Here is a 17,468-nt window from a genome sequence, read left to right on the forward strand (position 1 = left end):
GCTTTTCATGGAAACGCAGAACCGCTCTAAGTCTTTGTTTTTACGCAATTCCCGGCGGAAAACCGCTTCACACTTTTCCTGGAATTGCTCTAGGTCCTTGTATAAAGATCGGCGTATTGCTGCCGCAGGATGTTCTTCTGAACCTTGCCCATCGTGTTGCGCGGCAGGTCGTCGGCGAAGATGATGCGCTTGGGTTGTTTGTAGCGGGCGAGACGGTCCTGAAGGGAGCTGACGATGGTCTTTTCGTCGAGCACGGCGCCGGGTTTGCGCACGACGACGGCAGTGACACCTTCTCCGAAATCGGGATGCGGCACGCCGATGACAGCGCTCTCGACCACACCCTCGATCTGGTCGATCTCGCCCTCGACCTCCTTCGGGTAGATGTTGTATCCGCCCGAAATCACCAGGTCCTTGCCGCGGCCGACGATGTGGATATAGCCGTCCCGGTCGATCTTGCCGAGATCGCCGCTGATGAAGAAACCGTCGGCGGTGAATTCGGCCGCGGTCTTTTCCGGCATACGCCAATAGCCCTTGAAGACGTTCGGCCCCTTGATCTCGATCATGCCGGTTTCATCAGGCGGCAGCTCGAGCCCAGTGGCGGGATCGGTGACGCGCACCGTCACGTCAGGCAGCGGGAAGCCGACCGTTCCGGCAATGCGTTTCCCCTCATAGGGGTTCGACGTGTTCATGTTGGTTTCGGTCATGCCGTAGCGCTCGAGAATGGCGTGACCGGTGCGGGCAAGGAACTCGGTATGGGTTTCGGCAAGCAGTGGCGCCGAACCGGAGATGAACAGGCGGATGTTGGCGACCGCTTGCTTGTCGAGGCGCGGGCTCTGCAGGAGGCGCACGTAAAAGGTCGGCACGCCCATCAGCATCGTTGCCTCAGGCATTAGCGAAACGACCTCGTCGGCGTCGAATTTCGACAGCAGGAACATCGAGGCGCCGGCGAGCAGCGTAACGTTCGTGGCGACGAACAGCCCATGGGTGTGGAAGATCGGCAAGGCGTGGATCAGCCGGTCGTCTGATGTGACGCGCCAATAGTCCCGCAAGGTCAGGGCGTTCGAGAGCAGGTTGCCATGGGTGAGCATCGCCCCCTTGGAACGGCCCGTCGTTCCCGAAGTGTAGAGGATTGCCGCCAGATCGTCAGCAGTGCGCGAGGCATCGACAACGTCGGCCGGCTCATCGCGGGCGAGATCCAGCAACGAGCCGCGGCCATCGGCATCGAGCGTTTCGACGATCGCGCCGTGGGACTTGGCGATCGCCGCCACGCCTTCCCGGGCAGCCGGCGCCACGACCACCAGACGCGGCTCCGCATCGCCAATGAAGTAATCGAGCTCGGCCAGCGTATAGGCGGTGTTGAGCGGCAGGTAGACCGCGCCGGTTCGAAGGCAGGCGAGATAGAGGATCAATGCCTCGGCGCTTTTTTCGACTTGCACCGCCACCCGGTCGCCCGGGCGAATGCCGAGCGTGTCCATCGCGCCGGCAAGCCGGCCGGAAAGAGCGAAGGCGTCGTCATAGGTCCATGTACGGGTGTCATCGATCCGGATGAACGGTGCGTCACCGGGCGCAGCCGCCCGCATGGCGTCGAAAAGATGGTTGCTCACTTTCGCCCTCCTCCAAGCGTGGTGTTCATTATCTGTGCGAATGGCCGGGAGCCTTGCTGGCCATTGCCGCTGCGGCGGCTTTCGTCGGTCTGGCTGAGCAGGCTTTTGACGGCCGGCGAGGCAATCACCTCGCCGCGCTGCGCTAAGGCCTCGTGGTTGGCCACGATGTCGTCGAGCTTGTAGAGATAGTTGACCATCAGGCCGTGGGCCTGCTGCATCGCCTTGGCCGAGCGGTCTCCGAGAAAATTCAGTCTTTCCAGTCGAGCGCCGTTGCCGAGATGGAAGCGGGCGACGGGATCGACGGGGCGGCCCTCCGGCGTCCGTTCGGTCAGGAAATAGCGCGCCGCAAGCGGCAGCAGCACGCGCTCCACTTCGGCCGCCGTCTTCTCGTTGTCGGGCCATTTCGGGTCGTCGAGCGCCGTCAGCGTTTCCGGGCGCGCCTTGGCGAGCCAACGGGCAAAACCCGGCACCGGCGACAGCGTTACGAAATTCTTCAGGCCGGGCAGATCTCTGCGCAGGTCTTCGACGACCTGCTTGATCAGGAAGTTGCCGAACGAGATGCCGCGCAAGCCGTCCTGGCAGTTGGAGATCGAATAGAAGACGGCCGTCGTCGCCTCGTCGGCATTGATCTGCTCCCTGCCCTCGACGAGCACATCGCCGATCGCGCTCGGCACCGATCGTGTCAGCGCCACCTCGACGAACACCAGCGGCTCGTCGGCCAGCCGGGGGTGGAAGAAGGCAAAGCATCGACGGTCGGCCGGCGCCAGACGGCGGCGCAGTTCCTCCCAGCCGGCGATCTCGTGCACGGCCTCGTATTTGATGATCTTTTCAAGGATGTAAGCCGGCGTCGTCCAGTCGATCGGACGCAGCGTCAGGAAACCGCGATTGAACCAGGAGCCGAACAGATGGGTGAAGTCGGCGTCAAGCGCGTGATAACCTTCGGATTGGTCTTTGGACGCAAGCAGCTGCTGGCGCATCCGGACGAGCTTGGCCGTGCCGTTCGGGGCATGGTTCAATCGGCGCAGAAGCTCCTGTCGACGCGGCTCGGCTGCCTGGTGGAGGGCAATGATTGCGGCAGAGCTTTTGTCGGTGCGGTAGTTTTCAATCGCCTGGTCGAGCCTCACCGTGTCGGGCCCGAACTTTTCATGCAGCATATCGAGAAATGCCTGCGCGCCCTCACTGTCGAGCGCCTCCCAGCGATCGAGAATCTCGGCGGCTAGCGCCATGCCCGAGGCTTCGCCCCGGCTCGACAGCAGCATTTCACAGAGCGTCTGGAGATCGGCCTTGGCTGCGGCCTGCGTGGCGCGCGCGCCGGAAAACAGAAGCTGGCGTCCGCGATCGGTGATGCTCTGCAGCATGTCGGTGAAGAAGGAAGCCTCAGACATGCCATTCTCCTCTCTTCCGCTGGTTTCTTCTGCCGGCCGCGGGTGCACGGATCGTTTTGACGGCTGCTTCCCATCGTCGGGTTTCACCGGTAGTATGTAGAATGCCACTCTTCGTACATGAGGTCAACAATCGTGTATACAAGAATCGTGTTTATGTATGATGGAAGTGAAACGTATGTCCGAAAATGTCGGCCGATGGCTTCGGGATGAAATTGAAAATTCAATTCTTTCCAACGAGTTCTCCCCCGGTGAGCGGCTCGACGAAATGGTGCTTGCGACGCGTTTCGGGGTTTCCCGCACACCGGTGCGCGAGGCGCTGATGCAGCTCGATGCGATCGGCCTCATCGAAATCCGGCCGCGCAGAGGCGCGATTGTCATCGATCCGGGGCCGCACCGCGTCTATGAAATGTTCGAGGTGATGGCCGAGCTGGAGGGCCTGGCCGGGTCGCTCGCCGCCCGACGGCTGGACAAGGCCTCCCGGGAAGCGATCACCGCCACCCACAGCCGCTGCGAACAATCGGCCGCGGCCGGTGACAGCGACGCCTATTATTACGACAATGAGGAATTCCATAAGGCCATCTACGCAGCCGGCCGCAGCGAGTTCCTCGAGGAGCAATGCCTGCAATTGCACCGCCGCCTGCGGCCCTACCGCCGCCTCCAGCTGCGCGTGCGCAACCGCCTGTCGACCTCCTTCTCCGAACATTGCGCCATCGTCGAGGCGATCTTTGCCGGAGACGGCGACGAAGCCCGCCGCCTGCTGCGGACGCATGTCGGCATTCAGGGAGAGAGGTTCAGCGATCTGGTCGCAAGCATGGCGGCCAGGTGATTGGACTCCAGCTTGAAAACGGAAGCGTATCCCGCCGTCCGCACGGCACCCTAATCCAGAAACCGATACAGCCAGTCGCGCGTTTCCTCCGGCAGCGAGGCCGGCGACTGGTCCTCGCGGGTGCGGGCCTGCCAGATGATCTCGACCTCGGCGGCACGCTCCTCCCCGGTGTCGATCGAAACGAGGAAGCCGATGGAATGCATGCCGATCTTGTCGACGGTGGTGGTGAAGGTGACCGGCTCGTCGTAGTGCAGTGGGCGGTGGAGCATGCAGGAAACTTTGCTGGGGCTATAGACCGGTTCGTCATCGACATCGGGCCGCGACGACCAGAAGCTTGCAAGTACGGATTCGGCATAGGAAATATAGGAGGCCAGAAACATTCGGCCGTTCATATCGACATCGCGAAACGGCACGCGTATGTCCGTCACATCAGGACGTTTCGACTGACTCATCAACGCAACTGCCTTACAAAGTTCCCCATTGATGACAGTACTGCATAATTCCTTAAACTGAAACCGGTTTAGGGATGAAATTATACAACAGTTCAAAGTGTTACAGCGCCTCCGAGGTAACCGGCGCAATGCCGCAAAAATAGAGCGGGCGGTCGGACGGCGCGGCAACGGCGCTTGTTGAAATCGTCGGGCGATGCCCCATCTGCTGTGGCACATGACATAAGCGACCGATAGAGTGTCTCCATGAGCACCCGTCTTTATGAACACCCGATCTTCCTGGAACACGTGACCCCCGCCGGCCATCCGGAGCGATCGGACAGGATCCGCGCCATCAATGTCGCGCTGGAACATCCGAATTTCGAGCGGCTGGAGCGCCGGCAAGCGCCGCAGGCGAGCGAGGATGCGGTGCTGCTGGCCCATCCCGAAGAACATCTCATCGCCGTGATGCGGGAGATCCCCGAGGAAGAGGATGAGATCAACCAGATCGAAGCCGATACTTATGCCAGCCCAAAGAGCCTGCAGGCGGCGCTGACCGGCATAGGCGGGGCGATGGCCGCAGTCGACGACGTCTTTACCGGCCGGGCCGACAATGTCTTCGTCGCCGCCCGCCCGCCGGGGCACCATGCCGAGAAGATGACGGCGATGGGCTTCTGTTTCTTCAACAATGCGGCGATCGCCGCTCGCCACGCACAAAAAATGCATGGCGCCGAGCGTGTCGCCATCGTCGACTGGGACGTGCATCACGGCAACGGCACGCAGGATATCTTCTGGGACGATGCCTCGGTGCTGTTCTGCTCGACGCATCAGATGCCGCTCTATCCCGGCACCGGCGCCAAGGACGAGAAGGGCAAGCACAACACCATCGTCAATGCGCCGCTTTCGCCGAATGTCGGCAGCGACCATTTCCGCGAGGCGTTCAAATCGCGCGTGCTGCCGGCCCTTGACGATTTCCGGCCGGATCTGATCATCATCTCCGCCGGCTTCGACGCCCATCACCGCGATCCCTTGGCGCAGATCAACCTGACCGGCGAGGATTTCGACTGGGCGACCGGGCGCGTGCTCGAACTGGCCGACCGGCACGCCAAGAACCGGGTCGTCAGCCTGCTCGAAGGCGGTTATGATCTCGAGGGACTCGCCGAATCGGCGGGCATGCATATTCTGCGAATGATGAAGGGTTGAGAATGACTGACAGCGCCAAGCCTGAGGTATCGGGCCTTTCCTTCGAAAAGGCGGTTGCCGAACTCGAAAGCATCGTCGCCCGGCTGGAGCGCGGCGATGTGGCGCTGGATGAATCCATCGAAATCTATGAGCGCGGCGAAGCGTTGAAGAAACATTGCGAAACCCTGCTTTCGGCCGCCGAAAACCGCATCGAGAAGATCCGGCTCGACCGCGCCGGCAAGCCGCAGGCCGTCGAGCCGCTCGACGGCGCCTGAGGCGTACCGGAACTCTCTTTAAGGCGCTTGGCGATCGGCTTCAGACCGATCTATGATCCCCTTGCAAACAATGAGGGGACGGAAAAATGTCGGACAGATTGAAGGGCAAGGTCGCCATTGTCTCGGGGGGCGCGACCGGCATGGGCGGTGCCGCCTCGAAGCTTTTTGCAGCGGAAGGCGCGCGCGTTGCGATCATCGACCGCAATGGCGATGCAGCCGCCGAGACCGTCAAAGCGATCCGTGATGCCGGCGGCGAGGCCGAATGCTGGACGGCTGACGTTTCCGACGAAGCCGCCGTCAATGCCGCCGTCGCCGGTGTCGAGGCGCGTTATGGCGCCGTCACCGTGCTCTTCAACCATGCCGGCACGATCGTCATCAAACCTTTCCTGGAAACGACCGTCGAGGAATGGGACTGGCTGCACGCCGTCAATGTGCGCTCGATGTTCCTGATGACCAAGGCGGTGCTGCCGAAGATGATTGAAAGCGGCGGCGGATCGATCGTCTGCACCTCGTCGATCTCGGCGGTCGCCGCCACGCCGATGGAAGTGCTCTACGACACGACCAAAGGGGCGGTGCATATGTTTGCCCGCGCCATCGCCGTGGAATTCCGTGATCGCAACATCCGCTGCAACGCCGTCTGCCCCGGCTTCATCCGCACGCCGCACGGCCTGCGCGAGGTGGCCGACCTGCAGGCGCTCGGTGTCGATGTTTCCGACGCCGCCATTGCCGCCCAGCAGGGACGGATCGGCGAGCCGGAGGATGTGGCGCGCGCCGCCCTTTATCTCGCCAGCGACGAGTCGAGCTTCGTCAACGGTGCGCATCTCTTCGTCGATAACGGCTTCACGGCGATCTGAGCCATGCAGCGTCCGATTGGACGCGCGGCGCACTTTCACGTCTGGAGCGTCCTTAGCGCGTCCGATTGGACGTGCGGCGCGCTTTCAGGTGCTGGAGCGTCCTTAGCGCGTCCGATTGGACGTGCGGCGCTCCAGGCACTATCTGTGCCTGAAGCCTTTGCGATCGGAGATCCCTGATGTCCTTCTTTCCCGGTAAAGATCCCCTGCCCGGCGATGCCTTCGCCTGCGACGCAATCGAGAACCTGATCATCCCGCGCACCAGCGATATCGGCGGGTTTCAGGTGCGCCGCGCGCTGCCAACGAGACAGCGGCGGCTCGTCGGGCCGTTCATCTTCTTCGACCGCATGGGTCCGGCGATCCTGAAGCCGGATGAGGCGCTCGACGTCAAGCCGCATCCGCATATCGGCCTGTCGACGGTCACCTATCTCTTCGACGGCGAGATCCGCCATCGCGACAGCCTCGGCACCGAAAAGGTCATCCGCCCCGGCGATATCAACCTGATGACGGCGGGCCGCGGCATCGTGCATTCCGAGCGCACACCCGACAATCTGCGCGGCCATCCGCTGCTGATGTCGGGCTTGCAGACCTGGCTGGCGCTGCCCGACGACAAGGAGGAGATCGATCCCTCCTTCGCCCATACGGAAAAGACCGAGATGCCGCTGATCGAGACAACAGGCGTGCGCGGGCGTGTGGTCATCGGCTCGTTCGAAGGCATGACGTCGCCGGTCGGCGTTTTCTCCGACACGCTCTATGTCGATCTCGACCTGCAGCCCGGCGCCAAATTTCCCTTCGGCGCGGCCCATGAAGAGCGCGCCGTCTACGTGCTCTCGGGCGAGGTCGTCATATCGGGCGACCGTTTTGCCGCCGACCAGCTGCTGGTCTTCCGGCCGGGCGATGCAATCACGCTGGAAGCCGGCCGCGATGGCTGTCATCTGATGCTCTTCGGCGGTGCCAGCCTGAATTCGAAACGTTATATCTGGTGGAATTTCGTGTCGTCCTCGAAAGAGCGGATCGAAAAGGCCAAGGAGGAATGGCGCTCCGGCCGCTTCGACATCGTGCCCGGCGACGAAGAGGAATTCGTGCCTTTGCCGGAGGGCTGACGGCAGCAGCGGAGCGCGGCTGTCGACCTCTCCGGACCTTCAACCCTTGGCGAAATATCGCGTCAGCGCGCCCTTCGTGCGGTTGACGTAGCCCTCCTGCCAACTGTCGTCGACATTGAGAAAGCCCGACCAGCCCTTCTTGCCCTGGCGCTTCAATTCCGCCTCGACGGCGCGGAACCGATAGTGGTCATAGACATCGAGAATATGCACCGCATAGGCCTCGGCAAGCGCGCGGTCGCCTTTGACGATCAGCATGTTTTCGTCATTGCCGTAAGAGGCCTTGAAGCCGAGATTGTGGCTGCCGAGCACGACGACGCAATCCTCCGACAGGGGATCGATCACCAGCACCTTGTCGTGGATGATGGCGCCCACCTTCTTGGCCGTCAGTTCCTCCGCGCCGAAATCCGCCAACAGCTGGCGGTCGTCGATCCGCGAAGCCCGGACGATCGAGACATTGGCCTCCTCGAATGTGTGGGGCGAGACGGCGTCGACATCGTCGTCCTCATCGTCGGGATCGTTCTTCTTGCCGGCGACGTAGTTGGGCATGGCCTGGGCGCTGGAAACCGCGCCGGTGACGATCAGCTTCTGGTCCTTGAGGCCGATATCGATCGCCTCGCCGACAATGCAATCCCTGCCCGACTGACCGGGATAGAAGGCCAGAAACAGCACCGCATGTTCGGCACGGCGCATCAGCCGGTAGACTTCGCGAAGATCGGGCGGCGTTGCCTTGCCCTTTCTGCGGCTCTGCATGTTCGGTGAGAACCACGCCTCGACCGAATGCCCCGAGGCCTCATCGCCGATCGGGACAAGAGAAGGCGTCTCGTTGAAGCGTCGGAACTCCTTGCTCTGCTGGTTGTCGGGCATGCCGTCATCAAATTCGATGGGCGCTTCCAGCGTCGCATTGTCTTCCAGCATCCGCTCCCAATAGGTGACATAGGCGGCGGCAACCGCATCGTTCCGAACGATCAACGCGTTGTTGGACTGGCCGGCAAGCCCCGTCGCCGTCCAGTTGGTGCTGCCGGTGAAGACGCTGCGCGCAGCGCCATCGGACGGAATATGCACGACGAATTTGTTGTGGCCGATCTGGCTCGAATTGTTGAACATCCGGTGGTGAATTTCGACGCCGGCATCGACCAGCGCCTGGCGTGCATGCGCATTGCGCACATCCCAGGCGTCGCCGACCTTTCCGGTGTTGGCGAGGATGATGCGCAACTTGTCCTTGTTGGCAAGCAGCAGCTCCAGCAGTTCCTCGTCCTCCAGTTCGTAGAGGGCGACAAGGAAGCGGCCGGGCGCATTGATGAAGCCCTTGAGCATCGGAATGACATCGCCGGCAAGATATTTGCGGATGCCGTTCGACGGGTTGGAAATCATCTCGATCAGCTCGTTCGGCTGCTTCACGCCGTCCTCCAGCAGGACGTTTCTCAGCCACTGCGCGGCGAGGATGCCGTTGGTGAAGGTGGACTCGAAGGCGCCACGCTTGCGCGTCACATGGACGGGATTGCTGGCGACAGCCGGCCCGAGATAACCGAGCGGCCGCGGCGGGCCCTCATAGGCCTTGACCGCGATCTTCTCATAGGTGCCGTCGGCCTTCTTGACCGGCCTGCCGTTTCCGTCCCGCTTGTTGATTTCGACGAGCTGCGGCGTCGGATCGGGTGCTGCCTGCATGCCCGGCTTCAGGTCGCCGAGCGGACGGATTTCGTAACGCAGGTGGACCTCGTCCGGCCGCCGTCTCATTTCGTTGCGCCGCTTGCGCAGCGTGAGATCGCGCCAGGACAGCTTCTGCACCGGCCAGAGCGACGTCGTTTGCGGCAGCCAGTGTCGATTGCGCTGACCCTTGAAGGCGACCCACGCGGCACAGGTTACGCGGTCATCCGCACCATCGGGTCTTTTCGCGACGTTCCCCTGCTCGTCGAGATAGACGCGGACGACTTCAAATCCGAGACATCCATCGATCTTGGCGTCTATGTCCCAGGCCACATAGGCGACCTCGTTGTTCACATAGGCGTGCGCTGCAACAATCGTTCCCATGCCCCGTCCCCCCAGCCAGTGCGGCGACTTTGCTACCATTCCGTGTCATATTCAAGCGCCTCTCCTTCGGTTGCCACCGCGACAGCAGGGAGAAGCGGCACACGCCCCGGCGAAGATCGGGCCTCCCCACCTCATGGCGATTTCGCCGACCCGGCTTCGATTAACCACAGAAATAGAGCGTGATATCGTGCAAAACCGCTCACACTTTTCAGCGTCATGCTCTAGGGTGAAAACCTTCGGTTCCTGAAATGCACTTGTTTTGCCGCAATCTAATCGAATAAAGCGGAACAAGGAAAAGCAAGAAAGAGCGCCCGCCCGTGACACAACTGCCGAAGACCCCCCTGCTCGACCAGGTCATCTATCCCGCCGACCTGCGCAAGCTCGAGGATCGCGACCTGCCGCAGCTCGCCCGCGAAGTCCGGGACGAGATGATCGATGCGGTGTCGCGTACCGGCGGTCATCTCGGCGCCGGTCTTGGCGTCGTCGAACTGACGATCGCCATCCACAGCGTCTTCGACACGCCTGATGATCGGCTGATCTTCGATGTCGGCCATCAATGTTATCCGCACAAGATCCTCACCGGCCGGCGCGACCGCATCCGCACGCTGCGCCAGGAAGACGGGCTGTCCGGCTTCACCCGCCGGGCCGAGAGCGAATATGATCCCTTCGGGGCGGCGCATTCCTCGACCTCGATCTCGGCCGGCCTCGGCATGGCGATTGCCGCCGATCTCGACAAGACCGATCGCCGGGTCATCGCCGTCATCGGCGACGGGGCGATGTCGGCCGGCATGGCCTATGAGGCGCTGAACAATGCCGGCGCGCTCGATGCCCGGCTGATCGTCATCCTCAACGACAACGACATGTCGATCGCGCCGCCGACCGGCGCGATGAGCGCCTATCTCGCCCGCCTCGCCTCGGGCCGCACCTATATGGGCTTCCGCGATCTCGGCAAGAAGCTGACGGCCTATCTCGGCAAGAACATCGACCGGGCGATCACCCGCGCCGTCGAGCATGCGCGCGGCTATGTCACCGGCGGCACGATGTTCGAAGAGATGGGCTTCTACCATATCGGCCCGATCGACGGGCATTCCTTCGACCACCTGCTGCCCGTGTTGCGCAATGTGCGCGACAATGGCCGCGGACCGGTGCTGATCCACGTCGTCACCCAGAAGGGCAAGGGCTATCCGCCGGCGGAAGCAGCTGCCGACAAATATCACGGCGTCAACAAGTTCGACGTCATCACCGGCGCCCAGGCCAGGGTCAAGCCGAATGCGCCGAGCTATACCAGCGTCTTTGCCGAAGCGCTGGTGCAGGAGGCTGCGCTCGACGACAAGATCGTCGGCATCACCGCCGCCATGCCGAATGGTACCGGCCTCGACAAGCTCGCCGAGCTCTTTCCGTCGCGCTGCTTCGATGTCGGTATCGCCGAACAGCATGCCGTGACCTTCGCCGCCGGCCTTGCGGCGGAAGGCTACAAGCCCTTCGCCGCCCTCTATTCCACCTTCCTGCAGCGCGCCTACGACCAGGTCGTGCACGACGTGGCGATCCAGGGACTGCCGGTGCGTTTCCCGATCGACCGCGCCGGCTTCGTCGGCGCCGACGGGCCGACGCATGCCGGCTCCTTCGACACCGCCTTCCTCACCACCCTGCCCGGCTTCGTGGTGATGGCGGCCGCCGATGAGGCCGAACTCAAGCACATGGTGCGCACGGCTGTCGCCTATGATGCCGGGCCGATCTCGTTCCGCTATCCGCGCGGCGAAGGCGTCGGCGTCGACATGCCGGCGCGCGGCGAAATCCTGCAGATCGGCAAGGGCCGCATCGTCAAGGAAGGCACCAAAGTAGCGCTGCTCTCCTTCGGCACAAGGCTGGCCGATTGTCTGCTCGCCGCCGAGGATCTCGACGCCGCGGGGCTGTCGACGACGGTCGCCGATGCGCGCTTCGCCAAGCCGCTCGATCACGAGCTGATCCGCCAGCTTGCCCGCCACCACGAGATCGTCATCACCGTCGAAGAAGGCTCGATCGGCGGCTTCGGCAGCCATGTGATGCACTTCCTCGCCAACGAAGGCCTGCTCGACAACGGCCTGAAACTGCGCTCGCTCGTCATGCCCGACATCTGGATGGAACAGGCCAAGCCCGAAGCGATGAACGCCCATGCGGGCCTCGACCGCGCCGGCATCGTCTCGACGGTGTTCAAGGCGCTGGGGCGCGGTGTTGCGGTTGGGGTTGCTGGGTAGCCGAGGCTATGTGAGGGCGTGCCGTGTGGCCCCCTCATACGCCCTACGGGCACCTTCTCCCCGAGGGGAGAAGAGGGAATCGAAACGTCGCCGCAAAACTCTTCTCCCCTCGGGGAGAAGGTGCCGGCAGGCGGATGAGGGGGCCGCCAAGCAGGTCATCTCAATAGAAAAAGGCGGCGCATCACTGCACCGCCCCCTTTGTTCAACGTGCCTTTCCGAAGAAAGCGCTTCTCAGAACTCCGTCCACTCTTCCTGAACGGTAGCCGCGGCACTCGCCTGCCTGCCGCCGAAGGCCTTGGCGACGGTGCGGGTGAGAGCGTGGGCCGGAGAGGCGACCGGGCGGGCGTTTGCGGTGGCAACGGTTGCCCGCGGCGCTGGGGCTGCCTCGCCGAGCTTGAACTGGCGCAGCAGCTCGTCGAGGGCATTTGCCTCCTGGGCGAGCGCATGGCTTGCCGCAGTCTGCTCCTCGACCATGGCGGCATTCTGCTGCGTGCCCTGGTCCATGTTGTTGACGGCGGTGTTGATCTCCTGCAGGCCGATCGACTGTTCGCGGGTGGCGGTGACGATGGCGTTGACGTGGTGGTTGATCTCCTGCACCTCGGAAACGATCGCTTCCAGCGCCTTGCCGGTCTCGCCGACGAGCGAGACGCCGGCGACGACCTGTTCGCCCGAGGTGGTGATCAAAGCCTTGATCTCCTTGGCGGCCTTGGCCGAACGCTGGGCGAGTTCGCGCACTTCCTGGGCGACGACGGCAAAGCCCTTGCCGGCATCGCCGGCGCGCGCTGCCTCGACGCCTGCGTTCAGAGCCAAGAGGTTGGTCTGGAAGGCGATGTCGTCGATGACGCCGATGATATTGGAGATTTCGCCCGAGGACTTCTCGATCTGCTGCATTGCGGAGACCGCCTTGCGGACGACTTCACCGGATTTTTCGGCGCCGAGGCGGGTGCGCTCGACGAGATTGCCGACATCCTCGGCGCGCTTGGCGCTGTCGCGTACGGTCGTCGTCACTTCCTCAAGCGCTGCAGCGGTCTCTTCGACGGCGGCAGCCTGCTGCTCGGTGCGGTGGGCGAGATCGTCGGCAGCCGAGCGGATTTCGCCGGCGCCGGCATTGATCGCCGAGGCGTTGCGGCCGACCGACTGCAGAGCGGCCTGCAGCTTTTCGACGGCCTGGTTGAAGTCATTGCGCAGGCTGTCATATTGCGCGGCGAACGGCGTCTGGATACGACCGGCCATATCGCCATTGGCAAGCTCGGCAAGGCCGCCCGCCAAAGCGTCGATGGCATGGCGAAGCTCGCCTTCCTCGCGCGCCTTCTGCTCGTCGTTTGCCCGGCGCTGGCGCTCGGCGTCATCGCGCATGCGGTCGGTCTCGCCGGCAAGGCGCAGCTTCTCGATGGCAGCCTGCTTGAACACCAGCACCGACTGGGCCATGCGGCCGATTTCGTCGCCGCGCTCAACCGCCGGAACCTCGATGTCGTTCTGGCCGCCGGCGAGGCGATCCATGGCCGCGGTCATGCCGACGACCGGGCGGACGATGGTGCGCGACATCAGCCAGGCGAGCACGGCAGCGGCCAGCGAGGCGAGGATGCCGCCGGCAAGCAGCGTCGTCTTCAGATCGCGGTTGGCATCGGCGCGGACCGCGGCGAGCGCATTCGACTTTTCACGGGCGCTGGCCTTAATCTTGGCGGAGGCCTGGCGGAAGCCGTCGAGCTGGCCCTTGGTGGCGTTGACGCCGATCTTGACGACCTCTTCGATCGGCATGTCGGTTTCCTTGCGCGCCTTGGTCTGCGGCTCGGCCAGTTCATGGAAATAGAGGTCGGCGGCCTTCTGCATGCCGTCGATCATCTCGACCAGCTGCGGCTCATCAGCCGCCGTCTGCTTGGCAGCGGCAATCGCCTTCAGCATGCGCTCGCGATTGGCGAAGACATCGCCATAGGTGCTGTCACTGCGGAAAAGGATGAAGCCGCGCAGATTGACGGCCTGTTCGAGCATCGCCTGCAGCGCATCGTCGATCTGGTTGACGAGCAGCTCGGACTTTTCCTGCTCGGCGGAAGCGGCCGCCGACGCCATCGCCTTGGAATAAACGAAAGCGGAAACGGCGACGAAGATGAGAATGAGGGCTGCGAACGTGGCCGCAAGCTTACCGTTCAAGGATATGTTTTTGGCGGACATCGGTGATTTCTCCTGACGACAGTCGACGCGGCAAAAGGCGGGTGGCGCGAAAGGCGCAACCGCAGGGACTTCTGAACCTGAGAACATGATTGGCGATAGGATGCCGGCGCCGTCATGGCACGAAACAGTTCGGACGAACCGCTGCAATCAAGCCAAACCTATGCGGACGGGCTTTAAATTTGTTTAAATTTGTGCGCTGCGGCGGTCGGGGCCGATGATTATTGTGCCGCCTCCGGCGGATTGAGGATCAGGATGTCGAAATCCTTCGCGGGATCGAAATCCTCAGCCGTCATCCGGAAGGTCGTCGGACCGATCTTCTGCACGTTGCTGCCGCAGAAGCTGATGAGGCTGGCGGGCTTGCCCTTGTCGATCGTCAGCTGGAAGCGCCGGATCGGCCCCGCCCAGTTGGCGCCGGTCGACAGCACATAGGAGATCCAGCTTTCGGTATAGTTCGCCCCTCCGGCCTCGGCTTCCCTGGCCCGCTGCTGGGCAACCCTGACGAAATCTCCGTCCAGACAGTATTTGCGGGAATATTCCTCGAAGCGTTCGCCCTTCGGCTCGCCATTTTCGAGAAAGCTGATGGCGACGGTGCCGCCGACGGCCGGCTTGTAACGATGCTCGACGCTGACCTTCTTCTTCGCCGGAAAGGTGGTGCGCCACCAATAGGTCGAGCGCAGCGTCCAGAGCGGCACGAGATCGCCCCCGGCATCGCCCGCACCCATGGAATAGATCAGGCCGCGGGCGATCCAGTCCTTGCGGACCGCTTCGGGAAGCTTGGCGAGCGCCTCGGCGGTCTTCTGGCTGTAGGGCAGGACAGGAATGCCGTGTTTGGCGAACTCGTCGGTGACGTCGATACCGAGCGAGACGACGCGCTGCTGCAGTTTGGCGCTGATCGGCCTGCCATCCTGCACGGTGGAAAAATGCAGGAAATTGTCGCTGTCATAATCTGATATGGCGGAGATGTTGTCGATCTGGCCCGTGATGTCAGGCATTGGGAAGGCGACCAGGCTTTCGACATCCTTGTCGGAGCTGTTCTCGAAGACATAGTCGACCCGCACTTCCGAAGCGGAGATGAAAAGATCCTCTTGCGCCATGCTGACATCGTCGGATTGGGCGAAGATCAGCCCGCCGGTCTTGACCTCGGCCATCGTATCGTTCGCAAATGCGGGCGATGCTATCCCCGCCGCAACAAGCCCCGCAGCGATAGGCCCCACCGCGACGGGCCCCACGACAGGCAGAGTGAAGAGCTTCAGCATAAAACACCCCCGTGTCTGCGGCCCGCCCCGCGATCGCCGCGGCAGGATTATCGCCGAAAGCTTTTGAGGGTCAATGACACTCTTGGGAACAAAATGCTTGCAACCGGCGGCTTTGCCGGTCATTCACAGCCGATGTCCGATCAAAACAGTCAACGTCTCGACCAGCTTCTCGTCTCCCGCGGCCTTTTCGCCAGCCGCTCGCGCGCCCGCGACGCCGTCCAGCGCGGCACCGTCAGGATCGGCGGCCAGGTGGTAACCAAAGCCGGCGCGCTGTTCGGCGAGCATGCCGTCATCGAGATCGACGATCCGGCGCAGGACTATGTCTCGCGCGCCGCGCTGAAGCTTGCCGCCGCGCTCGAGCATTTCCGGCTCGATCCCGCTGGTCATCACTGTCTCGATATCGGCGCTTCCACCGGCGGCTTCACCGAGGTGCTGCTGCAAAGGGGCGCCGTCCATGTCACCGCGATCGATGTCGGCCATGGGCAGATGCATCCGCGCATATCAGGCGACCCGCGCGTGACCAGCAAGGAAGGCCTCAACGCCCGCAACCTGACGGCAGATGATATCGGCCATCCCGCCACCTTCATCGTTTCCGACGTCTCCTTCATCTCGCTGAAGCTGGCGCTGGCGCCGGCGCTGGAGATCGCCGAGCCGGGTGCTATCGCCGTGCTGCTGGTCAAGCCGCAGTTCGAGGCAGGGCGCGAGGCGATCGGCAAGGGCGGACTGCTGAAGGATCCCGCCTCGGCGCCCGCCGTCGCTGCCGAACTGCAGCGCTGGTTCATCGAGGACATGGGCTGGAACAGCCTCGGCCTCATCCCCTCCCCGATTTCCGGCGGCGACGGCAATCAGGAATTCCTTCTGGCAGGATTGAAACCGTGAGCACCGAAACCGTCACGATCGAAAAACTCGGCGCCCAGGGCGACGGCATCGCCAGCAATGCCGGCGGACCTGTCTATGTACCCTTCTCCCTGCCCGGGGAAACGGTGGCGATCGCCCGCGTCAAGAGCCAGGGCACGATCATGTCGATCACCACGCCCTCGCCCGACCGGCAGGAGCCGCCCTGCCGGCATTTCGGCCCGGATGGCCTGAACGGCACCTGCGGCGGCTGCACGCTGCAGCACCTGGCAGATGCCCCCTACCGCGCCTTCAAGCGCCAGCTGGTCATCGACGCGCTGAAATCGAAAGGGCTGACACCCGAGGTCGGCGAGATCGTTCCGGCCCGCCCTGGCGAACGGCGGCGCGTGGTGTTTGCGGCACGCAAGACCGAGAAGGACATGCTGATCGGCTTCAACCAGGCCGAAAGCCATCATATCGTCGCGATCGAGGAGTGTCCGATCTCGTCGGCAGGGATCATCGCCCGACTGCCGGCGATCAGGGCGATTGCCGCATCGCTGGCGACCAATGCCGAGCCCTTCCGGATCTCCGTGCTCGAAACGCTTTCCGGCCTCGATATCTCGGTCGACGAGGTGAAGAAACTCTCCGACCCGCAGCGGCGCAAGGCGGTGGAGACGGTGCTCAGCCTGCGCGGCATCGCCCGCGTTTCGCTGAACGGCGAAATCCTCATCGAGCCGTCGAAGCCGCTGGTCGATTTCGGCGGCATCCAGGTTGCGCCGCCGCCGGGCGGTTTCACCCAGGCAACGAAGCCGGCGGAACAGGCGATGGCGGAGCTGGTGCTCGCTCATGTGGGCAAGGCGAAACGGATCGCCGATCTGTTTGCCGGCGCCGGCACGTTTTCGCTGCAGCTGGCGCGGATCGGCCGCGTGCATGCCGTCGAAGCCGAGGCAAAGGCGCTCGCAGCCCTCGATCACGCCGCCCGCAACACCCAGGGGCTGAAGCCGGTCAGCGTCGAAAAGCGCGATCTCTTCCGCCGTCCCCTGATGACGCAGGAGTTCAAGCCCTTTGACGCCGTCGTCTTCGATCCGCCGCGCGCCGGCGCCGAATTCCAGTGCAAGGAACTTGCCCGCTCAGGCGTGAAGAAGATCGCGGCCGTCAGCTGCAATCCGCTGACGCTGGCGCGCGACCTCGCGATCCTCGTCGAGGGCGGCTACCGGATCACTGGCGTAACGCCGATCGACCAGTTCCTCTGGACCTCGCATGTCGAGGTGGTGGCGACACTGGAGAAATAGG

The 17,468-nt window shown here is 63.2% G+C and carries 14 protein-coding genes; 8 read left to right on the forward strand and 6 right to left on the reverse strand.

Translation table 11 applies throughout. The annotated features are described in order from the left end of the window. Positions 1-89 precede the first annotated feature (89 nt). Positions 90-1,604, reverse strand: coding sequence for a malonate--CoA ligase (locus ACMUVN_RS24400; protein WP_414815544.1), 1,515 nt, complete (start codon positions 1,602-1,604; stop codon positions 90-92). Beyond that, complete coding sequence (locus tag ACMUVN_RS24405; RefSeq protein ID WP_132574129.1) at positions 1,601-2,989, reverse strand: malonyl-CoA decarboxylase; 1,389 nt, start codon at positions 2,987-2,989, stop codon at positions 1,601-1,603. Before ACMUVN_RS24405 ends, ACMUVN_RS24400 begins: the two co-directional genes overlap by 4 nt. Positions 2,990-3,164: 175 nt before the next feature. Here ACMUVN_RS24405 and ACMUVN_RS24410 point away from each other — a divergent pair, with 175 nt between their 5' ends. Further along, the gene (locus ACMUVN_RS24410; RefSeq protein WP_047614433.1) at positions 3,165-3,815 is read left to right on the forward strand and encodes a GntR family transcriptional regulator; all 651 of its coding nucleotides are present in this window, start codon (positions 3,165-3,167) and stop codon (positions 3,813-3,815) included. A gap of 50 nt (positions 3,816-3,865) precedes the next feature. Here the strand turns inward: ACMUVN_RS24410 and ACMUVN_RS24415 are convergent, their stop codons facing one another. Further along, positions 3,866-4,267, reverse strand: a complete 402-nt coding sequence (locus tag ACMUVN_RS24415; protein WP_047615391.1) for an acyl-CoA thioesterase — start codon at positions 4,265-4,267, stop codon at positions 3,866-3,868. Between the two features lie 243 nt (positions 4,268-4,510). On the opposite strand from ACMUVN_RS24415, the gene ACMUVN_RS24420 reads away from it, so the two are divergent. The 4 genes from ACMUVN_RS24420 (at position 4,511) to ACMUVN_RS24435 (ending at position 7,654) form a co-directional block, all read left to right on the forward strand. Beyond that, complete coding sequence (locus ACMUVN_RS24420; RefSeq protein WP_047613902.1) at positions 4,511-5,446, forward strand: histone deacetylase family protein; 936 nt, start codon at positions 4,511-4,513, stop codon at positions 5,444-5,446. A 2-nt stretch (positions 5,447-5,448) separates the two neighbouring features. Beyond that, positions 5,449-5,700: an exodeoxyribonuclease VII small subunit gene (locus tag ACMUVN_RS24425; protein WP_047613900.1), complete on the forward strand. Its 252-nt coding sequence runs from the start codon at positions 5,449-5,451 to the stop codon at positions 5,698-5,700. Between the two features lie 86 nt (positions 5,701-5,786). Beyond that, positions 5,787-6,554, forward strand: a complete 768-nt coding sequence (locus tag ACMUVN_RS24430; RefSeq protein WP_047613898.1) for an SDR family NAD(P)-dependent oxidoreductase — start codon at positions 5,787-5,789, stop codon at positions 6,552-6,554. A gap of 176 nt (positions 6,555-6,730) precedes the next feature. Continuing rightward, entirely contained in the window at positions 6,731-7,654 is a 924-nt protein-coding gene (locus tag ACMUVN_RS24435; protein WP_047613896.1) for a pirin family protein, read from the forward strand. Between the two features lie 39 nt (positions 7,655-7,693). On the opposite strand, the gene ACMUVN_RS24440 is transcribed toward ACMUVN_RS24435, so the two are convergent. Next, a complete protein-coding gene (locus ACMUVN_RS24440) occupies positions 7,694-9,682 on the reverse strand; it encodes a phospholipase D-like domain-containing protein (protein WP_097622950.1) in 1,989 nt (662 codons plus the stop codon). Between the two features lie 317 nt (positions 9,683-9,999). Between ACMUVN_RS24440 and dxs the strand changes: the two genes are divergently transcribed. Next, positions 10,000-11,916: a 1-deoxy-D-xylulose-5-phosphate synthase gene (gene dxs, locus ACMUVN_RS24445; protein WP_097542842.1), complete on the forward strand. Its 1,917-nt coding sequence runs from the start codon at positions 10,000-10,002 to the stop codon at positions 11,914-11,916. Between the two features lie 231 nt (positions 11,917-12,147). On the opposite strand, the gene ACMUVN_RS24450 is transcribed toward dxs, so the two are convergent. Then, the gene (locus ACMUVN_RS24450) at positions 12,148-14,085 is read right to left on the reverse strand and encodes a methyl-accepting chemotaxis protein (protein ID WP_097622951.1); all 1,938 of its coding nucleotides are present in this window, start codon (positions 14,083-14,085) and stop codon (positions 12,148-12,150) included. A gap of 218 nt (positions 14,086-14,303) precedes the next feature. Next, positions 14,304-15,341, reverse strand: a complete 1,038-nt coding sequence (locus ACMUVN_RS24455) for a DUF4424 domain-containing protein (RefSeq protein WP_245434913.1) — start codon at positions 15,339-15,341, stop codon at positions 14,304-14,306. Between the two features lie 93 nt (positions 15,342-15,434). Here ACMUVN_RS24455 and ACMUVN_RS24460 point away from each other — a divergent pair, with 93 nt between their 5' ends. Together ACMUVN_RS24460 and ACMUVN_RS24465 are read left to right on the forward strand one after the other, a co-directional pair. Continuing rightward, positions 15,435-16,220 carry a TlyA family RNA methyltransferase gene (locus ACMUVN_RS24460; RefSeq protein ID WP_244604797.1) on the forward strand — a complete coding sequence of 262 codons (786 nt, stop codon included), beginning with the start codon at positions 15,435-15,437 and terminating at the stop codon, positions 16,218-16,220. Then, positions 16,217-17,467: a class I SAM-dependent RNA methyltransferase gene (locus tag ACMUVN_RS24465; RefSeq protein ID WP_047615384.1), complete on the forward strand. Its 1,251-nt coding sequence runs from the start codon at positions 16,217-16,219 to the stop codon at positions 17,465-17,467. The genes ACMUVN_RS24460 and ACMUVN_RS24465 overlap by 4 nt, the downstream gene beginning before the upstream one ends. The last annotated feature ends 1 nt before the right edge of the window (position 17,468 follow it).

This window comes from Rhizobium sp. IY2 (assembly GCF_047532935.1).
GTDB classification, from domain to species: Bacteria; Pseudomonadota; Alphaproteobacteria; order Rhizobiales; family Rhizobiaceae; genus Rhizobium; species Rhizobium anhuiense.

What these genes read in the sequence shown, in the direction of transcription:
- ACMUVN_RS24405 (WP_132574129.1), bottom strand. Translation starts at nt 2,989, where the DNA reads ATGTCTGAGGCTTCCTTCTTCACCGACATGCTGCAGAGCATCACCGAT.
- ACMUVN_RS24410 (WP_047614433.1), top strand. Translation starts at nt 3,165, where the DNA reads ATGTCCGAAAATGTCGGCCGATGGCTTCGGGATGAAATTGAAAATTCA.
- ACMUVN_RS24460 (WP_244604797.1), top strand. Translation starts at nt 15,435, where the DNA reads ATGCTTGCAACCGGCGGCTTTGCCGGTCATTCACAGCCGATGTCCGAT.
- ACMUVN_RS24450 (WP_097622951.1), bottom strand. Translation starts at nt 14,085, where the DNA reads ATGTCCGCCAAAAACATATCCTTGAACGGTAAGCTTGCGGCCACGTTC.
- ACMUVN_RS24425 (WP_047613900.1), top strand. Translation starts at nt 5,449, where the DNA reads ATGACTGACAGCGCCAAGCCTGAGGTATCGGGCCTTTCCTTCGAAAAG.
- ACMUVN_RS24415 (WP_047615391.1), bottom strand. Translation starts at nt 4,267, where the DNA reads ATGAGTCAGTCGAAACGTCCTGATGTGACGGACATACGCGTGCCGTTT.
- ACMUVN_RS24430 (WP_047613898.1), top strand. Translation starts at nt 5,787, where the DNA reads ATGTCGGACAGATTGAAGGGCAAGGTCGCCATTGTCTCGGGGGGCGCG.
- ACMUVN_RS24440 (WP_097622950.1), bottom strand. Translation starts at nt 9,682, where the DNA reads ATGGGAACGATTGTTGCAGCGCACGCCTATGTGAACAACGAGGTCGCC.
- ACMUVN_RS24455 (WP_245434913.1), bottom strand. Translation starts at nt 15,341, where the DNA reads ATGCTGAAGCTCTTCACTCTGCCTGTCGTGGGGCCCGTCGCGGTGGGG.
- ACMUVN_RS24435 (WP_047613896.1), top strand. Translation starts at nt 6,731, where the DNA reads ATGTCCTTCTTTCCCGGTAAAGATCCCCTGCCCGGCGATGCCTTCGCC.
- ACMUVN_RS24420 (WP_047613902.1), top strand. Translation starts at nt 4,511, where the DNA reads ATGAGCACCCGTCTTTATGAACACCCGATCTTCCTGGAACACGTGACC.